General features: G+C 40.4%; 15 protein-coding genes and 1 pseudogene. All 16 read right to left on the bottom strand.

What is annotated here, in order from left to right; genetic code table 11:
* On the bottom strand, window positions 1–2,947 hold a 2,947-nt coding region (locus ADH81_RS10335; RefSeq protein WP_049528921.1), incomplete at its 3' end, for a lectin-like domain-containing protein.
* A 658-nt stretch (window positions 2,948–3,605) separates the two neighbouring features.
* Window positions 3,606–6,398, bottom strand: coding sequence for an isoleucine--tRNA ligase (gene ileS / locus ADH81_RS10330; protein ID WP_049528918.1), 2,793 nt, complete (start codon window positions 6,396–6,398; stop codon window positions 3,606–3,608).
* A 255-nt stretch (window positions 6,399–6,653) separates the two neighbouring features.
* Window positions 6,654–7,439: a DivIVA domain-containing protein gene (locus ADH81_RS10325; protein ID WP_049503972.1), complete on the bottom strand. Its 786-nt coding sequence runs from the start codon at window positions 7,437–7,439 to the stop codon at window positions 6,654–6,656.
* A 16-nt stretch (window positions 7,440–7,455) separates the two neighbouring features.
* On the bottom strand, window positions 7,456–7,710 hold the full coding sequence (locus ADH81_RS10320) for a DivIVA domain-containing protein (RefSeq protein WP_049528916.1): 255 nt from the start codon (window positions 7,708–7,710) through the stop codon (window positions 7,456–7,458).
* An 8-nt stretch (window positions 7,711–7,718) separates the two neighbouring features.
* On the bottom strand, window positions 7,719–8,504 hold the full coding sequence (locus ADH81_RS10315; protein ID WP_049528913.1) for an RNA-binding protein: 786 nt from the start codon (window positions 8,502–8,504) through the stop codon (window positions 7,719–7,721).
* Window positions 8,501–8,764: a YggT family protein gene (locus ADH81_RS10310; RefSeq protein ID WP_049528910.1), complete on the bottom strand. Its 264-nt coding sequence runs from the start codon at window positions 8,762–8,764 to the stop codon at window positions 8,501–8,503. Before ADH81_RS10310 ends, ADH81_RS10315 begins: the two co-directional genes overlap by 4 nt.
* The gene (locus ADH81_RS10305) at window positions 8,764–9,315 is read right to left on the bottom strand and encodes a cell division protein SepF (RefSeq protein ID WP_049510385.1); all 552 of its coding nucleotides are present in this window, start codon (window positions 9,313–9,315) and stop codon (window positions 8,764–8,766) included. The genes ADH81_RS10310 and ADH81_RS10305 overlap by 1 nt, the downstream gene beginning before the upstream one ends.
* Before the next feature lie 9 nt (window positions 9,316–9,324).
* Window positions 9,325–9,996 carry a YggS family pyridoxal phosphate-dependent enzyme gene (locus ADH81_RS10300; RefSeq protein WP_049528936.1) on the bottom strand — a complete coding sequence of 224 codons (672 nt, stop codon included), beginning with the start codon at window positions 9,994–9,996 and terminating at the stop codon, window positions 9,325–9,327.
* Between the two features lie 5 nt (window positions 9,997–10,001).
* On the bottom strand, window positions 10,002–11,258 hold the full coding sequence (ftsZ, locus tag ADH81_RS10295) for a cell division protein FtsZ (RefSeq protein WP_049503964.1): 1,257 nt from the start codon (window positions 11,256–11,258) through the stop codon (window positions 10,002–10,004).
* A gap of 17 nt (window positions 11,259–11,275) precedes the next feature.
* Window positions 11,276–11,467, bottom strand: coding sequence for a cell division protein FtsA C-terminal domain-containing protein (locus tag ADH81_RS11655; protein ID WP_398578144.1), 192 nt, complete (start codon window positions 11,465–11,467; stop codon window positions 11,276–11,278).
* Window positions 11,458–12,649: pseudogene (gene ftsA, locus ADH81_RS10290) on the bottom strand (cell division protein FtsA); the annotation flags it as partial. The pseudogene ftsA and the gene ADH81_RS11655, both read right to left, overlap by 10 nt.
* A gap of 242 nt (window positions 12,650–12,891) precedes the next feature.
* Entirely contained in the window at window positions 12,892–13,746 is an 855-nt protein-coding gene (gene rfbD, locus ADH81_RS10285; RefSeq protein WP_049528906.1) for a dTDP-4-dehydrorhamnose reductase, read from the bottom strand.
* Window positions 13,747–13,961: 215 nt separating this feature from the next.
* Window positions 13,962–15,011 carry a dTDP-glucose 4,6-dehydratase gene (rfbB, locus tag ADH81_RS10280; RefSeq protein WP_049528903.1) on the bottom strand — a complete coding sequence of 350 codons (1,050 nt, stop codon included), beginning with the start codon at window positions 15,009–15,011 and terminating at the stop codon, window positions 13,962–13,964.
* A 12-nt stretch (window positions 15,012–15,023) separates the two neighbouring features.
* Window positions 15,024–15,632 (bottom strand): dTDP-4-dehydrorhamnose 3,5-epimerase family protein, encoded by a 609-nt coding sequence (locus ADH81_RS10275; RefSeq protein ID WP_049528900.1) that lies wholly within the window; start codon window positions 15,630–15,632, stop codon window positions 15,024–15,026.
* Window positions 15,633–16,502: a glucose-1-phosphate thymidylyltransferase RfbA gene (gene rfbA, locus ADH81_RS10270; RefSeq protein WP_049528898.1), complete on the bottom strand. Its 870-nt coding sequence runs from the start codon at window positions 16,500–16,502 to the stop codon at window positions 15,633–15,635.
* 56 nt (window positions 16,503–16,558) lie between these two features.
* Window positions 16,559–17,659, bottom strand: coding sequence for a UDP-galactopyranose mutase (glf, locus tag ADH81_RS10265; RefSeq protein WP_049528895.1), 1,101 nt, complete (start codon window positions 17,657–17,659; stop codon window positions 16,559–16,561).
* Window positions 17,660–17,667: the final 8 nt, after the last annotated feature.

Below are 17,667 nucleotides of genomic sequence, written 5' to 3'. Positions count from 1 at the left end.
TAGCTGCGTCTGTTGCTGTTACAGTAACTTCGTCGTTTTCATTCAAGCCTGCGACTGGAATGCTGAAGCTTCCGTCTTCACCGGCTGTCGCTGATTTCTTAGCTCCGCCTGGAAGAGTAACTTCTACTGTTGAACCTGGCTCAGCTTTACCTGTGATTGCTTCATCTCCAGCTTTAACTGGGTTCACACTTGGTGCTGCTGGAGCTGTAACATCTGCTTGACTGACAGTTTGGGCTGGTTTCAAGGTAGCCGTTGAACCATTTGAGTAGGTTAATGTTGTGGTACCATCTTGACCTACTTCAACCTTAGTTGCACTTGGGTTCGCTGTTTCTACAGCTTTCTTAACGGCATCTTTTTCTGGTTGAGTTAGACTTGATGGATTTTTAACTGGTGTTACTGTAGGTGCAGTTGGTTCAATTGTGAATACTGAGTTTGCTGGAATAACATCTGTACTTCCATCCTTATAAGTCACCTTAACATTCGTACCATCTAAAGTAACACTTTCAATCTTGTCGCTGAAAGTTGGGTTAGCATCTTTAACAGCTTTTTCAATAGCACTCGCTTCTGGAACAGTGTTTGATGTAATAGGTGTTGATGGCGCTTGTGCGTTATATTTGAAAGTTTGTGGTTTCCACATAAAACGGATACGTCCAAGTTGTCCTGGTGTAGTCGCATCACCAACATGTTCATAGCTTGTATTACCCGCTGCATCTTCAGCAAATAGGTAACGAGTGAGTTGTCCGTTACTTTCTGTGTAAGTGTTCTTAGGAACTTCACCAGTTACTCGAACGATAGCTGGAGTTGACTCTGTAGCAGTAGTTTCTACATGAATACCTTCAGTCTTAAGATACAAACCACCTTTATTTCTACCGTTTAAGAAGGTAGTGTCTTCTGCACCAAGCCCACTTCGGTTATCTTGCGGCAAAGCTAGATAAGCTTTTACAATCTTACCTGAATTATCAGTTACCTTTAGCTCAATATTATTTTCTTCACCAGAGTAAACATAAATGGCTTGTGTCGCAGGATCATCATATGGAATGTGTAAGGTTGGACGAACTGTCTCTTTTACAGTAACTTTAGTTGGAGTTGATGTATTATTTGCAGCATCTGTTGCTGTAACACTAATTTGATCATCAGCATTCAAAGCTGGAACTGGGATTGAAAACTCACCATTGTCACCTGCTTTTGTAGAAGCTTTTTGTCCATTTGGAAGAGTAACCTCTACGGTTGAACCTGCTTCAGCTGTACCTGTAATAGCAGTAGCGCCTGCCTTAACTGGATTTACAGTTGGTGCTGCTGGCGGTGTTGTATCTTTTACTGCAAATACATACTTCAATAACTGTCCGCCACTTCTAAGCGTTACAGTATTAGCACCAGCATTGTATGTCTCTGCTTTTTTAGAATTAACTTCTTTTAGTGTGTACCCTTTAGCTTCTAATTTGCTAATAGCTTTTTGAACTGCTTCAACAGAGTTCAAGTTAATAACTTGATCTCTATCTCCTGGAATCGCACTACTTGCCGCAATCTCTTTTCCTGATTCATCATAGAAAGCTACTTGTACGATTTGTGGTGCTGTAAACTCAAATTTTTCGATTTGTACACGTTGCAAGTTAGTACCAGAACCTGTACTTCCTAAGAATGACAACGCATAAGTTGCATTTGAGTTGTTAAGAGCAGTCTTAGCAGTTGGTTCCATGATTGAAGCATTCGCAGTCTTCAAATTAGTTGACCATTTTTCAGAACCGTAAGTTACAATAAACTCTTTTGATTGACCTTTATATTCAATTTTAAAGTCTACCCATTCGCCATTAGGTTTTGGATTTAGAGCTTTTGCTGCTGAGCTACTTGTCGTTACCCTACCAGCATTATTTGATGAGTAGAATGAACCGAAGGCATTTTGCTCCCACTCAAATTTTCCATTTATTTTACGTCCGTTTCCATATTTTGGATCGGCTGATGCATTTTGGTTAGCATTTGGATTCGAGGTATTATGCCATGAGTCCAGTTTGAAACCAAAGGCATTTTTGATAGTACCCATACCAATAGACGCTCCGGATTGACCAATAGTATCTACATTACCTGTATGGAAGACGAAGCCGACTCCATCACCACCTGGACGACTACCTACAGTATGACCTTCGTATTTATCACCAATATCTACCTTACCAGTAAAGGTAAAGTCTTCCCTAGGATCAATTTTAAAACGAAGGTAAGCACTACCAACTTGACCTGACACGTCATCTGTTAATTTAATTGTGCCAGATGTTTCATCATAATTTGCCGTACCACCTTCTTTAAAGAAACTATCAAAGTTATCTTTCGTTACTGTAACACGATCAAGTCTTGTTTCATCAACTGCACGTGATGTTCCTTCAGAAGTCGCACGTTTGTTTCTGACTTTAGGAGTTTCTGAAGAATCTGTAGTTTCTTCAGATGCTGCTTCAGTTGTTGTTTCAACTGTTGCTTCAGTAACTTCCTTCACGCTTGCCACTGCTTGATTCAAGCGTTCAACACTTTGGTTGACTTGTTCTTGGCTTGCAGTTCCGTTCGCAACTAATGCTTCAGCTTCTGCAATTGCAGCTGTTACTTCAGCTTTAACCGAAGCTTCTTGACCTTCCAAGCTTTTAGCTTTAGCTTGTACTAAAACAGCTTCTAGTTGAGACTTGTCAACAGAAACTGCAGTTGTTACAGAATTTGCTTCTACTGGAGCAGTCTCTGCTGGGCTAGTTGCTGCTGGTGCCGCATAGGTAGGCGCCTCTGCAGTAGGTTCAGCTTGTGTTGCTGAAGTTGTAGCTTCTGCCTTAGCTTCTACATTATCAGCGTGAACCGTTGGAGTAGCTAAAGTTGCTCCAACTGCAAATACTAGCGAACAACCAAACAAGAAATGTTTTCCTTTTTTGATCATCCGCCAGTTCTTTTGTTCCGCATTTTTACGGTTAAAATACATCACGTATCTCCTTTTTTATTTTTGTAATATTGTATTTCACATACAGAACCATTATAACTTATTCGCTTTCAATATTCAAATTATTTGTTTTATTTTTTAAAAAAGTTCTATTTTATATAAATACATATGCTTGGTATCCTTTTCAACCTATAAATACAAGTATTTTTGATGTAAAAATAAGATTGATTAGTCCTGAAAAACATTGAAAATAGTGATTTTTTGTCAATTTTTATTTTATGCGTTTTTTAAAAACTTATTTTTATTTTATTTGTGATTGTTTACATATTTTTTACAAAAAGGATTTATATCAGATCTAAAAACATTTTAGTTTCTATTTTCTAAAATAAGAGAGTATTCACTCCATAAAAAAGGCGGTGGGACAGAAATCGATAGACAAAGTCTCGATTTCGTAGTCCCAGTCCCGCGAGGATGATTAGAAGCTTTTTCGAGTCTAATACTCAATGAAAATCAAAGAGCAAACTAGGAAGCTAGCCGCAGGCTGTACCTGAGTACGGCAAGGCGACGCTGACGTGGTTTGAATTTGATTTTCGAAGAGTATAAAAGACGAACAAAAAGTTCAATCATCTACCGCGTCAAAGTTTGATTCCTAATAAAAAATGAGGTCGGGATCTTTTGTCCCAACCTCCAGTATATAAATTTATTTCACTTCAAAGCCTTCAGCCACTGCGTTCGCAAAGTTTTCTTCAACGATACTTGCACAGTGGTCACAGATGGTTGCGTTATAGCTACGTTCTGCTGTACTTGGATCGATACGACGGCAACGATCACATACTTCACCTGCAGCGCGTTCAACTGTAAAGGCCACATCTTCAAAGGCTACTGCACCTTCTGGAGCTGGTCCTTCTGCGATAGTCAATTCTGAGACGATCAAGAGTTGAGCTACATTGCTATCAACAGCTCCAAGAAGAGTTTTCACGACTTCGTTTGGATAAACTGTCAAATGAGCTTCAAGGGATTTACCAATTACTTTGGCATTACGAGCTTCTTCCAAGGCTTTTTGAGCTTGACCACGGAAGTCCATGAAGGCTGCCCATGTGTCCAAGATTTCCTCTTGGTTAGCAAATGTTTGAGCTTCTGGCAATTCTGATAATTGAACGAAGTCTTCAGCTTCAAACTCAAGATATGACCAGATTTCTTCTGCAGTGTGAGGAAGGATTGGTGTCAAGAGTTTGGTGATTTTTACAAGGATATCGTAGAAGACAGTTTGCATTTGACAGCGTTCAAGTGATTTGGCACCCTCGATGTAGACAACATCTTTGGCAAAATCAAGGTAGAAGGCAGACAAATCAACGTTGATAAAGTTAACAAGCGCCTTGTAGATGGTCAAGAATTCAAAGTTGGCATAAGCATCACGAATGGTCTTAACAAGCTGGTTAAAGCGGATGGTCATGTACTTATCAACTGAACGAAGTTCTTCGTAAGTTACTGCATCCTCAGCTGGGTTAAAATCAGAAGTGTTAGCAATCAAGAAACGAAGGGTATTACGGATCTTACGGTAAGTCTCAGAGACTTGGCTCAAGATATCCATAGAGATACGCACGTCGTTGCTTGAGTCAACACTTGTTACCCAGAGACGCAAGATTTCAGCACCAAATTGTTTCTCAACATCGCTTGGAGCAATGGTATTTCCAAGAGATTTAGACATCTTTTCACCTTTACCATCAAGAGCAAATCCTTGTGACAAGATTTGTTTGTATGGTGCCACACCATGGTTCGCCACAGATGTGATAAGTGAAGAGTTGAACCAACCACGGTATTGGTCTGAACCTTCAAGGTAGAGGTCAGCTGGGTATTTGAGTTCCGGTCGGTTAACCACGACACCATTCCATGATGAACCTGAGTCAAACCAAACGTCCATGATGTCTGTTTCTTTCTTGAACTCACCATTTGGTGAACCTGGATGTGTAAATCCTTCTGGCAAGAGGTCTTTAGCATCACGTTCCCACCAGATGATGGAACCATGCTCTTCAAAGAGTTGAGCTACATGCTCAATCGTTTCAGCTGTCATGATTGGTGTGCCGTCTTCAGCATAGAAGATCGGAAGTGGAACACCCCAAGCACGTTGACGAGAGATAACCCAGTCACCACGGTCACGAATCATGTTGTAAAGACGGACTTTACCCCATTCTGAATGGAATTTCACTTTTTCAATTTCATCCAGGATTTCTTGACGGAATTTTGAAACTGAGGCAAACCATTGTGGCACTGCACGCCAGATGATTGGTTTTTTCGTACGCCAGTCAAATGGGTATGAGTGAGAGATTTCTTCTTGAGCAAGAAGGAGGTTGCCTAGTTTCTCGATAACAGTTGGAACCACCTTGTCATAGAATTGACCTTCGAACTCAGCGCCAGCATTAGCCATCATGATTCCGCGTTCGTTAACTGTCACAGCAACTTCAAGACCATTAGCCACACCAACATTGTAGTCGTCCTCACCAAAACCAGGAGCTGTATGGACGATACCTGTACCTGAGTCAGTTGTAACGTGGTCACCAAGGATAACGAGTTCATCTACTGCAGTATCCCATGGGTGTTCTGTCACGATATGGTTCAATTCTTGACCACGATAAGTCGCCAAAACTTGAACATCAGTCCAGCCAAATTTCTCAGACAAGCTGTTCAACAATTCAGCAGCAACCACAAACTTACGAGTTTCACCAGCAGGTTGAACCAAAACGTAATCAATATCCGCACCAACAGTCAAACCACGAGAAGCAGTGATAGTAAATGGAGTTGTTGTCCAAACAACGATGTAAGTATCAGTGTCTAGGACACCTTTACCATCTTTAATCTTGTTGGCATAGTACAGTGATGTTGAAACCAAGTCATGGTATTCAATTTCTGCTTCAGCAAGAGCTGACTCAGATGACCATGACCAGTAAACTGGCTTGGCACCACGGTAGATATAGCCCTTGTTAGCCATCTCACCGAAGACACGAATTTGCGCTGCTTCATAGTCAGGGGTCAAAGTTACATATGGATTTTCCCAGTCACCAGAAACACCTAAACGTTTGAAGTCTTCGCGTTGTTTATCTACTTGAGAAAGAGCGTATTCACGGCAAAGTTTCAAGTATTCAACCAAATCCATCTCTTTACGTTTGACACCTTGTTTTGCCAAAACTTGCTCGATTGGTAGTCCGTGTGTATCCCAACCCGGGATGTATGGTGCGTAGAATCCTGACATAGACTTAGAACGAACAATGATATCTTTTGAAATCTTGTTCATAGCATGACCAACGTGGATATTTCCGTTAGCGTATGGAGGGCCATCATGAAGAGTGAAATGAGGTTTTCCCTCATTTAATTCTTGACGGCGTTGGTACAATTTTGCTTCTTCCCATTCTTTTTGCCAAACTGGCTCTTTGGTTGGAAGACCTGCACGCATTGGGAAGTCAGTTTTCCCAAGATTTAAAGTTTCTTTGAGTTTCATGATATCTCCTTTTTTATATAGACAAAATAAAAACCACGACTCGCTAAAAAGGACGAAAATCGTGGTACCACCTTTGTTCGGAAAAAGAACTAGTCTTTCTCCCTCTTTTCCCGTAACGTGGGAAACGTCAAATCCTACTAACTTCAGACTTGATAACTTGAGAGGATAATCTAATCAACAGGGATTGTAGGACTTCCACCGTCGCCTACTCGCTGTAAATATGTTTGGTTAGATCTTGTTCTCAGATTTTCTTTCTTATAAAAGATCAATAGATTCTGTCAAGGGTGCTGGTTGAGAATCTTGGTTTGAAGAAACGACTCCTTCTACTACTGAACTAGCAGTATCTGGAACTGTTTCTTTTTGTGATTCAGCCAATTCTCGATTAGCTGCTTCAATGCGAGCTTGGAGCTCTGCTACTTCCTCTGGTGAAAACTGACGAGTCATGTCAATTGGTTCTTCATCATGATATCCAGTTACATCTTCACCCAAAACTTCTCCGACAACTTCTTTAAAAGCTTCGTCACTTGTTTGAAGGTAAGTTGCTGTCGGACGCAAAATTTCTTCCCAGTCAGAAGAGTCTACAATGGCCAATTGACTCTCAATCGTAGATTTCAAACGTTGATGGAAGACACGGCTCTTATTCTTTAATTCTTCTGTCTCTACTGCAACCTTCTTAGCATTATCCGTAGCTTGACGCAAGATTTCATTAGCCTTATACTTAGCTTCATCAAGCAGACGCTGAGCATCTTGTTCAGCCTGTTTAAGGATATTTTGAGAGCGTTCATTGGCAGCTTGTTTGACACGTTCTGCAGTATCTTGAGCAATCAATACAGACTGGCTCAATGACTCCTTAATCTCATCGAAATAAGACAAACGTTCCTCTAAATTTTTAATGTGTTGCTCTTTTTCATGGTTACTACGAACAAGCGTTTCATAATCACGAACAACAATATCTAGAAATTCATCAACTTCTTCAGGATTAAAACCTCTAAACTTGGTACTAAAGGTTTTATCCTTGATTTCTAACGATGTAATTGGCATATTTTTCCTCACTTACTTAATAAAAAATAGAATCATTCAATGGTTCTGGTTCTTGCTCGTTTGTCACTGTTCTTTTAGGAAAATCATCAGTAAAAGACGAAAGACGTTCTTCTAATCTTTTGATATAGACTTCAGTTTCATCCTTGTAACGGACTAGTTCCTCATAGTCAAAATAAATCTTATCCAAAAATTCGTCAACTTCTTCCTTATTATAGCCTCTGAATTTAATGGAGAAAGCTTTATCAATAATTTCTTGTGGTGTAATCGACATTTTTCTTCTCACTTACTTAGTAGTAATTGGACTGTTATTTTTTTCTTATCTTTTTTGGTTTGACCATTTTCTTTGAGTAAGATAATCCGTCCAAAACGTCTGACACTTACTAAATCACCTAACTTAACTTGGTAGTCAGATTTTTCAACCAGATGGTAATTTACCTGAACATATTTTCTTTCTAATAAATCAGCTGTCTGCGAGCGAGACAATTTCAGAACATTTGATAAGAAAGCATCCAAGCGCATACTCGGAACTAAAACTTCCTTTTCCTGATAATCACTCACGGCTTCTACCAATTCTTCAAAAGATACGACTTCTAGTTTGACAGGTAATCTAGCAATCTTTTGAATCCCATCTTGAAAGAGAGAAGTGAATTTTTGGTCCACAATGATTTGGGCCCTATTCTCCGTAACTAAAATATCACCAAACAATTTGCGATCAATTCCCAAACGATTCAGAACAGTTCCTAAAATCTTGGCATGTGTCAATTGGTCGAACTTACTAGAATAAACAATCTCAAGCAATTCCATTTCAAAGTCCATCAAAGTCGGTATGAAATAATCTGGTGCAAGAAGCACACGGCTATACTCACTAGGTACAAAATCGTTGCTTGAAAAAACTTGAATCCCTTGATGATTCCCCAATGTCTTTAAAATAAAGACCTGATGGGGGTTGATAAAGGGAGTTAGGATGGGAGCGTAGTGCTCTTCTACCTGCCTAAGCCACTCCAATCCCTTATCAATGAAAGGAATATCCTCGACTGAGAAATGCTGATAAATATCTTTTCTCATGCTAGTATTAAAAGAAAACGGATCAAATAGTTACCGACTAAATGAACTAAAATGACAGCCACCCAAACTGAAAAATCAATACCACCAATACTTAGGGGCAGACGTCTCAAGGGTTGAAGGATCGGTTTGACTAAGCTAGTCAACAAACGACCTAGTGCTGTATCATAGGCATTGGGAAACCAAGATAATAGAGCAAAAGCTACAAGTATCCATGAATAGATAGTTGCAGCATTCTGTATAAAATGAATTAGAAAAATCATTATTTCACTCGATTTCTCTTCATATCAAAATCAAACTCTTCACCGTGAGAACCATCAGGCAAGCGAATGTCTTCAATATTAACCACAACTCCTACTGGTGTCAAAAGATACATAGTATTTGCAACCTTTCTTAATTCACCAGCTAGCACATGACGAGCTCCGTCTAAGTAATCTAGACAGCGGCGCGCTTGTACTTCAGTCATATATTGGAAGTCAATGAGAATACTTTCGTTGCCTGCCAACAAATCAACGATATCTGTTGCATCTTCGTAGCGACGAGGATAACGAACATCAATAGTTACCTTTTCTGTGCTACGATGGCTCTGCATCGCCAACTCTTGCTGACGAGCATGAAGGCGCGTAATATTTTTCTCTTTAGAATTCACTTGTGAAGATTGTGGTGACTGTTGAGCTCGTGGAAGTTCTTCCTTCGGAGCCGAAACTGAGGTTAAGGTTTGTTCAGACTTTAACTCAGCAACGCTTGGTGCCACCTCTTCTCCATCTTCAGTGAAATAATCTATAAACTTATCAAATTTATCTTTTAGTGACATAGTTATTTCCTATTTAAAAAATGCTGTACCGATTCGAACGAAAGTTGAACCACATTGAATCGCTTCTTTGAAGTCTCGACTCATACCCATACTTAGTTCTGTCATCGGCATATTGGGGAGATGTTTTTCTTGAATGGTTTTTTGCAATTCTTGCGTTTCTTTAAATATCTCTAGTAATTCTTGACTAGTTGCTTCAAATGGAGCCATGGTCATCAGACCTACATACTCAATCTGGTCTAATTCTGAAAGTTCAGGTAAGAGGGCTAACAATTCTTCTTTCGAAAAACCGTGCTTACTTTCTTCCTGAGAAATATTTACTTGCAAAAAGCACTTAATCTTGTGGTCCGCTCGTTTTTGAATTTCCTGAGCTAGCTTTAAGGAATCTAAAGCATGAAAATAATCCACATAAGAAATCACTTCCTTGACTTTACGTCTCTGTAAGGTTCCGATCAAATGCCAGGTAAGATTCTTATCACTTAGTGCATGATACTTGTCAAGAAATTTATCAACACGGTTCTCACCAATGTGTTGCACTCCTTGCGAAACCAAAGCTGAGGCTGTTTCAACATCTACATATTTGGTCACCGCAATCACAGAAACCGAATCTTTTTCACGACCGGCTTCCTGAACTGCATTCGATATCTGTTGAAAAACAAGGTTCGTATTTTCTTTTAAATTCATCTTCATTAACGATTTTTAAAGAATGGTGGTGTTTCCAACTCATCTTCATCTGTTGCCGCTGGAACTTCAAAGCGTTCCACTGGAGAAACAACTGGTTCTCCTTGACGAACAATGGCATCGCGTCTCAAGTCCCAGTCACCAAAGGCCGATGTCTTTGGCGCTTCTTGACGGCGATAACTTGGAGTTGGAATTTCTGCTGTATCAGCCATATCAAAATTACGGTCAAAAGTTTGTACATGGCTAGTTCGAGCAGGTTCACGATGTGTTGCTTGACGTGGTTGAGCAGTTACAACTTTCTCAACTTTATCCTGACGTACTCCTGTTGCAACAACAGTCACGCGGATTTCGTCTTTCATTGTCTCATCGATAGATGTTCCAAGCCAGATGTTAACACCATGACCAGCTGCTTGGTTAACAATTTCTGATGCTTCTTCAGCTTCAATCAAAGTCAAGTCCAAGCCACCCGTTACGTTGACAATCACATCTTCTGCTCCATCGATAGTTGTTTCAAGAAGTGGTGAGTAGATTGCTTTACGAGCAGCTTCTACAACACGTTCTTCACCGCTACCGATACCAATACCCATGAGGGCATTACCTTTGTTGGCCATAACCGTCTTAACGTCTGCAAAGTCCAAGTTGATCAAACCAGGATTTGTAATCAAATCTGTAATCCCTTGTACACCTTGACGAAGAACGTTGTCAGCTTCACTCAATGCTTCAAGAAGTGGAGTCTTCTTGTCAACGATTTCTAGCAAGTTGTTGTTTGAGATAATCAAGAGTGTATCAACATGCTCACGAAGTTCGTTAATTCCTTCGATGGCAAATTGTCCACGTTTGCTTCCTTCAAAACCAAATGGACGAGTTACAACACCGACTGTCAAAGCACCAAGACTTTTTGCAATACGAGCGATAACTGGTGCAGCACCTGTACCAGAACCACCACCCATACCAGCAGTGATGAAGACCATGTCAGCACCGCTGATCGCTTCTGTCAATACTTCTTCGCTTTCTTCTGCAGCTTTACGACCAACTTCAGGTTGACCTCCTGCACCAAGTCCGCGAGTCAATTTAGGGCCGAGCTGGATAACTGTCTCAGCTTTTGTACTGCTCAAAGCTTGTACATCTGTGTTGGCTGCGATAAATTCAACGCCAGAAACGCCTTCGTCAACCATACGGTTGATGGCATTTCCACCACCACCGCCGACACCGATTACTTTAATTACTGCACCTTGTGCTGCTGCTGTATCAAATGAAAATGTCATATTTATATTCCTCTATTTTATTCGTCAAACATGCTTCCAATCAAGCTACGGAAACGATCCGTTAATTTACCTTTGCTCTTTTCTTCTGATTGAAGAGGAGCTACTGGTTCAACAGATTGAGTTGTTTCAGGCTCAGGAGTTGTCACTGTATTAAATACTGGTCGTGGAGAAACAGGTGAAACTGGTTGAGCTGAACTTCTAAAGTCAATCGGTTGGTGGCGTAAACTTTCGTCACCTCGAATTGCTCGTTGTGCCAAAATATTCACTTCAGTAAGACTACCAGCGAATTCTGATAAGCTGATGACATGGGCAAAAGCAGGATTGCGAATACCCACTTGATTTGGTACGAATAACTTAACGCGTACTCCAAATACTTCTTGGGCCAATTCAACGACACCTGGAAGAAGAGCATTTCCACCAATCAAGACAATACCACCTGGCAAGTCTAATAGGTGACGTCTTTCCAAATCTTGCTTAATTTGCTCAAAAATGTGCTTGATTCTTGCTGAAATAATCTCAGCCAAGTATTCTTCAGTTACTTCAACTGGTTCAACTTCACCGATCACTTCAACTTGGAAAGTTTCCTTGCTAGCTAGTGGTGGATAAGCTTCACCATAGTTCAATTTTAGACCTTCTGCAATTTTCTTAGAAGTCTTGAGAACTTTTGAAATGTCTTTTGTGACATAATCGCCACCCTCTTGGTTGACATTTGTATATTGAAGTTCTTGGTTGCGAATAGTGGCAACAGTCGTTTGACCACCACCCATGTCGATAACAGTCGCACCAAACTCACGTTCACCTTCATTCAAGACAGAGTGAACCATTGCAAGAGGTGAAATAATCACGTTCTCGACTTGAACGCCTACACGCTCAACAGTTTTACGAAGATTGTGGAGGATCGTACGTGGGCCAGTGTACAAGAGACCGCGCATTTCCAAACGCACACCCATCATGCCACGAGGATCACGAATTCCTTGGAATCCATCTACGACAAATTCCTCTGGAATAAAGGTGATGACTTCACGGTCTGGAGTCATACTCTTAGTCAAGGCTGATTTGACAACATTTTCGACATCTTGATCCGTAATTTCTTTTGTATCTGATGTCACTGGAATCATGCCTTGAGTTGGCTCAACTTGTAGCAAATTAGCTGGTAGGCCAACGTTTACAGACTTGATTGAAATTCCTGCTTTTTCTTCTGCTTGAGAAATTGCAGACTTAATAGCAGTCGCTGCTGCTTCGATGTCAACGATAATCCCATCTTTGACACCTTTACTTTTGGCATTGCTAACGCCAATTACATTTACTTCACCATTTACAAGCTCTGCAACCAACACTTTAATAGAGCTAGTTCCGATATCTAAGCCTGTAAAAAAACCATTTCTAGTCATTACACTGCGTCCTCTCTATCTTCCCAGTTTCACACTTCTATTTTTAATAGCTACACCAAGGCATAACTACTCACAAAATATTATAACACAAAAAAAACATTCGTGCTCGAATTTTCTAACATTTAAACAAGCTTTTTCTTGAATTTTTATAATTATCCGACGATTGCATAGACGAGTAAACAAAAAAAGAAAGAGAATCTCTCTTCCCTCTCTTTCTGTATACATTTTGGCCTCCAGTAAGGCTATTTTTTAAGTTCTTGTTTGTAAAATTCTTTCAAGGCATCTTTCCAAGTTGGAATGACAAATCCAGTAGCTTTGGCTTTTGCAAGACTCATTGTTGAGTTTAGTGGACGTTTAGCTTTGGCAGGAAATTGACTTGAGTCTACTGGCTTGACTTCGACATCGGTATCCTTCAAAATTTCAACCGCAAAGTCATACCAAGTTGTGTCTTCTGTCGCATCATTTGACAAATGGTAATAACCAAATTCCTTACGATTTTCAGCTAGGAAAGTCATGAACTCAGCCAAGGTACGCGTCCAGGTTGGTCGACCATGTTGATCATTTACAACTGTCAAGGTCTTATGAGTTTTAGCAAGATTTTGCATCGTGAAGACAAAGTTTTTGCCGTAATTTCCAAAAACCCAAGCAGTACGGATAATATAGAAGTTTGAAACGTGTTTTTCTACAAGCTCCTCTCCCATACGCTTAGTACGACCATATTCTGTTTGGGGATCTGGTTTGTCATCTACTTCCCACTCTTGCCCAACTGGTTTCTTACCGTCAAAGACATAATCTGTAGAGATGTAGACTAGAGTTGCACCATGCTTTTCGGATGCTTTTGCGACATTTTCTGTCCCCGTAACATTGATGGCAAAGTCCAATTCTTTCCCTTCATCCTCTGCTGCATCAACAGCTGTGTAGGCAGCACAGTGGTAGACTAAAGTCGGTTTCACCTCTTCAAAAACTTTCTCAACCATTTCTGCATCGGTAATATCCATCTCAGCCACATCAACAGCAACGTATTCTTCATTACGCTCATCCAATAAATAGCGAAGTTCCGTTCCTAATTGGCCATTTGCTCCTGTAATTAAAATCATTTTTCTTCCTTTCAACTGATTCACAATTCTTCGGTATAGCAATAGAGGTTGGGACAAAAAATCCCTACCTCACTTTTTATTAGCAATCAAACTTTGACGCGGTAGCTAATTGGACTTTTTGTTTGAATTTTAGACTCCAAAAACTCCTAATCGTCTTCGCGGGGCTGGGACTAGGAAATCGAGATTTTGTCTATCGATTTCTGTCCCAGCGCCTTTTATTTTTCAAGAACCTCTTGTGTTTTAGCGTAGTTGGCTTCAACAGCTTCTTTTTCTCCTTGCCACCAGTCTTGGTTATCTTTGTACCATTGAATGGTTTCTTTGAGACCTTGTTCAAAGTTAGTAAATTCTGGTTTCCAGCCCAACTCATCACGGAGCTTGCTTGCGTCAATCGCATAACGAAGGTCATGTCCTGCACGGTCAGTCACATGATCATAGGCATCGGCAGGTTGTCCCATTTCCTTAAGGATTAGTTCCAAAACTTCCTTGTTGTTCTTTTCACCATCAGCACCAATCAAGTAGGTTTCTCCGATTTGCCCTTTTGTCAAGATTGTCCATACACCTGAAGAATGGTCATTGGTGTGAATCCAGTCACGAACGTTCTTACCTTCACCATACAGTTTTGGCTTTATGCCACTTAGGATGTTGGTAATCTGACGTGGGATAAATTTTTCAATGTGTTGATAAGGACCGTAGTTGTTTGAACAGTTAGAAATCGTTGCCTTGACTCCAAAAGAACGTACCCAGGCTTTGACAATCAAGTCTGAAGCTGCCTTAGTTGATGAGTACGGAGAGCTTGGGTTATATTTAGTTTCAGCGGTAAATTTCTCACCTGGTCCTTCACCATGACCTGGCAAATCCTCACGTAGAGGAAGATCACCATAAACTTCGTCTGTAGACACATGGTGGAAACGAATATCATATTTGCGAGCCGCTTCCAAAAGAGTATAGGTTCCGATGAAGTTGGTATGGATAAATGGCGATGGATCATTGAGTGAATTATCATTATGACTTTCCGCTGCATAGTGAACGATAGCATCTGCTTGAGCTGCCAACTTGTCTACCAACTCTGCATCCGCAATGTCACCAACAACTAACTCAACACGATCGCCTAAAATTTCCTCAATATTCGCGCGGTTTCCAGCATAAGTCAACTTGTCCAAGACTGTCACATGAACATCTGGAAAATTCTTGTAAACATAGTGGACAAAGTTGGAACCGATAAAACCAGCTCCACCCGTCACGATAATTTTTTTGTATTCAGTCATATTCTTTTCTTTTTACAAATCTTCTTTTTTCAAATCTTCTTTTTTCAAAGGTTTTACATCCTTAAGCAGTGGATGATTTTTATCTGCTTCTGAAACCTCTGCTTCTGCAAGATTTCCCCATTCGATGCCAAGGCTTGGATCAGCGTAGTTCACAAAGGCGTACTTGGGTTTGAGTTCAAGAGCCCAGTAGTCATTGACCAGATAACTATAAGAAACTGTATCTGATAGGACTTGGAAACCATTGGCTACACCTCGAGGAACAAAGATTCCCTTGCTAGCATCAATGACCGTCTGATAAGTATTACCAAAGGTTTCACCCTCACGTAAATCAACCCAAGAACCCAGAACTTTCCCACCATCTGCTACAGAGATGTACTTATCCCAAGGCTCTGCGTGGAGACCACGGAGAACATTTTTGCGTGAGAAGGATACATTGTTTTGCAATTTTCCTTCTGCAAAGAAAGACTCTGGAAATCCAAGTGGAAGCATTTTTTCCTTTTGGAAATTTTCTTTAAACCAGCCACGATTATCACCATGAACGGGGATATCAAATTCCAACATACCTGGAATTGCATCAACCTTGTGTGCCGCAAAAGTCTTACCGAAAAAATTATCTGTCATCTATGCTTCTCCAATCAAACGAAGCAGATACTGCCCGTATTCATTTTTCTTAAGTGGTTGGGCTAAGGCCAATACATCTTCTCGACTGATATATCCCATGCGATAGGCAATTTCTTCCAAATTTGCCACCTGAACATTTTGCATCCGTTGGACTGTTTCGATGTACTGTGAAGCCTCTAGCAAACTTTCATGAGTGCCAGTATCCAACCAAGCAAAACCACGCCCTAAAAGCTCAACTGATAAGTCTCCACGTTCTAGATAAGCCTTGTTAACGTCTGTAATCTCCAATTCACCACGAGGGCTTGGTTTTATATTTTTAGCAATTTCTACCACATCATTATCGTAGAAATAGAGACCTGTAACTGCATAATTTGAACGAGGGTGTTCTGGCTTTTCTTCGATAGAAATAGCGTTCATATCTTCATCAAACTCAACAACACCAAAACGTTCTGGGTCCTTCACATGGTAGCCAAAGACAGTCGCTCCTAACTCCTTACTAGCTGCTTTTTGTAGCATCTTCGAAAGGCCAGGACCGTGATAGATATTGTCACCTAAAATCAGAGTAACGCTGTCATCGCCAATAAACTCTTCCCCAATGATAAAGGCTTGCGCCAAACCATCTGGACTCGGTTGCTCTGCGTAAGAAAGTTTAATCCCAAACTCAGAGCCATCTTGCAAAAGTTCTTTGAATCGAGGCAAATCTTGAGGAGTTGAGATAATCAAAATATCCCTAATCCCAGCCAACATCAAAGTTGAAAGTGGATAGTAAATCATCGGTTTATCATAAACCGGCATCAGTTGTTTTGATGCAGCTCGAGTCAACGGATATAAACGCGTCCCCGAACCACCCGCGAGAATAATTCCTTTCATAGTAGGGTACCTTTATTTGTTGTTGTATAATAATTAAATTGTTAAAAATGCAAGTTTCAGTAACCAAACTCATCCGTTACTACACTAAGTGCACGTTCAATAACCACATGCATATCATAGTATTTATAGTCTGCTAGACGTCCACAGAAGATGGCCTTGTCATTTTTGGCTGCTTCTTCTTGGTACTTAGCAAATATAGCATTATTTTTGTCGTCATTAATCGGATAGTATGGTTCATCCCCACGTTTCCAATCGGCTGGGTATTCGCGAGTAATGACCGTCTTCGGTTGTGTACCATACTCGAAGTGCTTATGCTCAATGATACGAGTAAAAGGAATCTCACGCTCTGTGTAGTTGACCACTGCATTTCCCTGATGGTTTTCCTCATCCAAGACTTCATGTTCAAAACGAAGACTGCGATACTCCAACTCACCATGTTTGTAATCAAAGTACTGGTCAATCATTCCTGTAAAGACAACTTTTTCAGCTGAAGCTTCAAGTTCTTCACGATTAGCAAAGAAGTCAACACCAAGTTCTACTTCTACATCGCCTAGCATGTTTTCAATGATGACGTTGTACCCACCGATTGGAATTCCTTGGTAACGGTCATTAAAGTAGTTATTATCAAAAGTCAATCGAACTGGAAGACGTTTGATGATAAATGGCGGAAGGTCTGTTGCAGAACGGCCCCATTGTTTTTCAGTGTATCCCTTGATCAACTTTTCGTAGATATCTGGACCAATCAACTTGATAGCTTGTTCTTCAAGGTTTTTAGGCTCAACATCTTTCATGTCAGCCGTTTGCTCGGCAATCTTATCCTTAACTTCTTGCGGAGTCTTGATTCCCCACATAGCGTAGAATGTATTCATATTAAAAGGAAGATTGTATAGACTGCCCTTGTAGTTGGCTACTGGTGAGTTGATATAGTTATTAAACTCAGCAAACTGGTTGACATAGTCCCAAACTTTTTTGTTTGAAGTATGGAAAATGTGGGCACCGTACTTGTGAACGTTGATACCTTCAACATTTTCACAGTAGATATTTCCACCGATGTGATCACGCTTGTCAATCACTTTTACTTTTTTGCCACGTTTTGTGGCTTCGTGTGCAAAGATTGCCCCTGACAAACCTGCACCAACGATAAGATAATCGTACATTTTTTCTC

It is taken from the genome of Streptococcus pseudopneumoniae, assembly GCF_001072925.1.
Taxonomy (GTDB): domain Bacteria; phylum Bacillota; class Bacilli; order Lactobacillales; family Streptococcaceae; genus Streptococcus; species Streptococcus pseudopneumoniae_Q.
The sequence above is the reverse complement of the archived record's forward strand: the minus strand, read 5'-3'. Positions and strand labels throughout refer to the sequence as shown.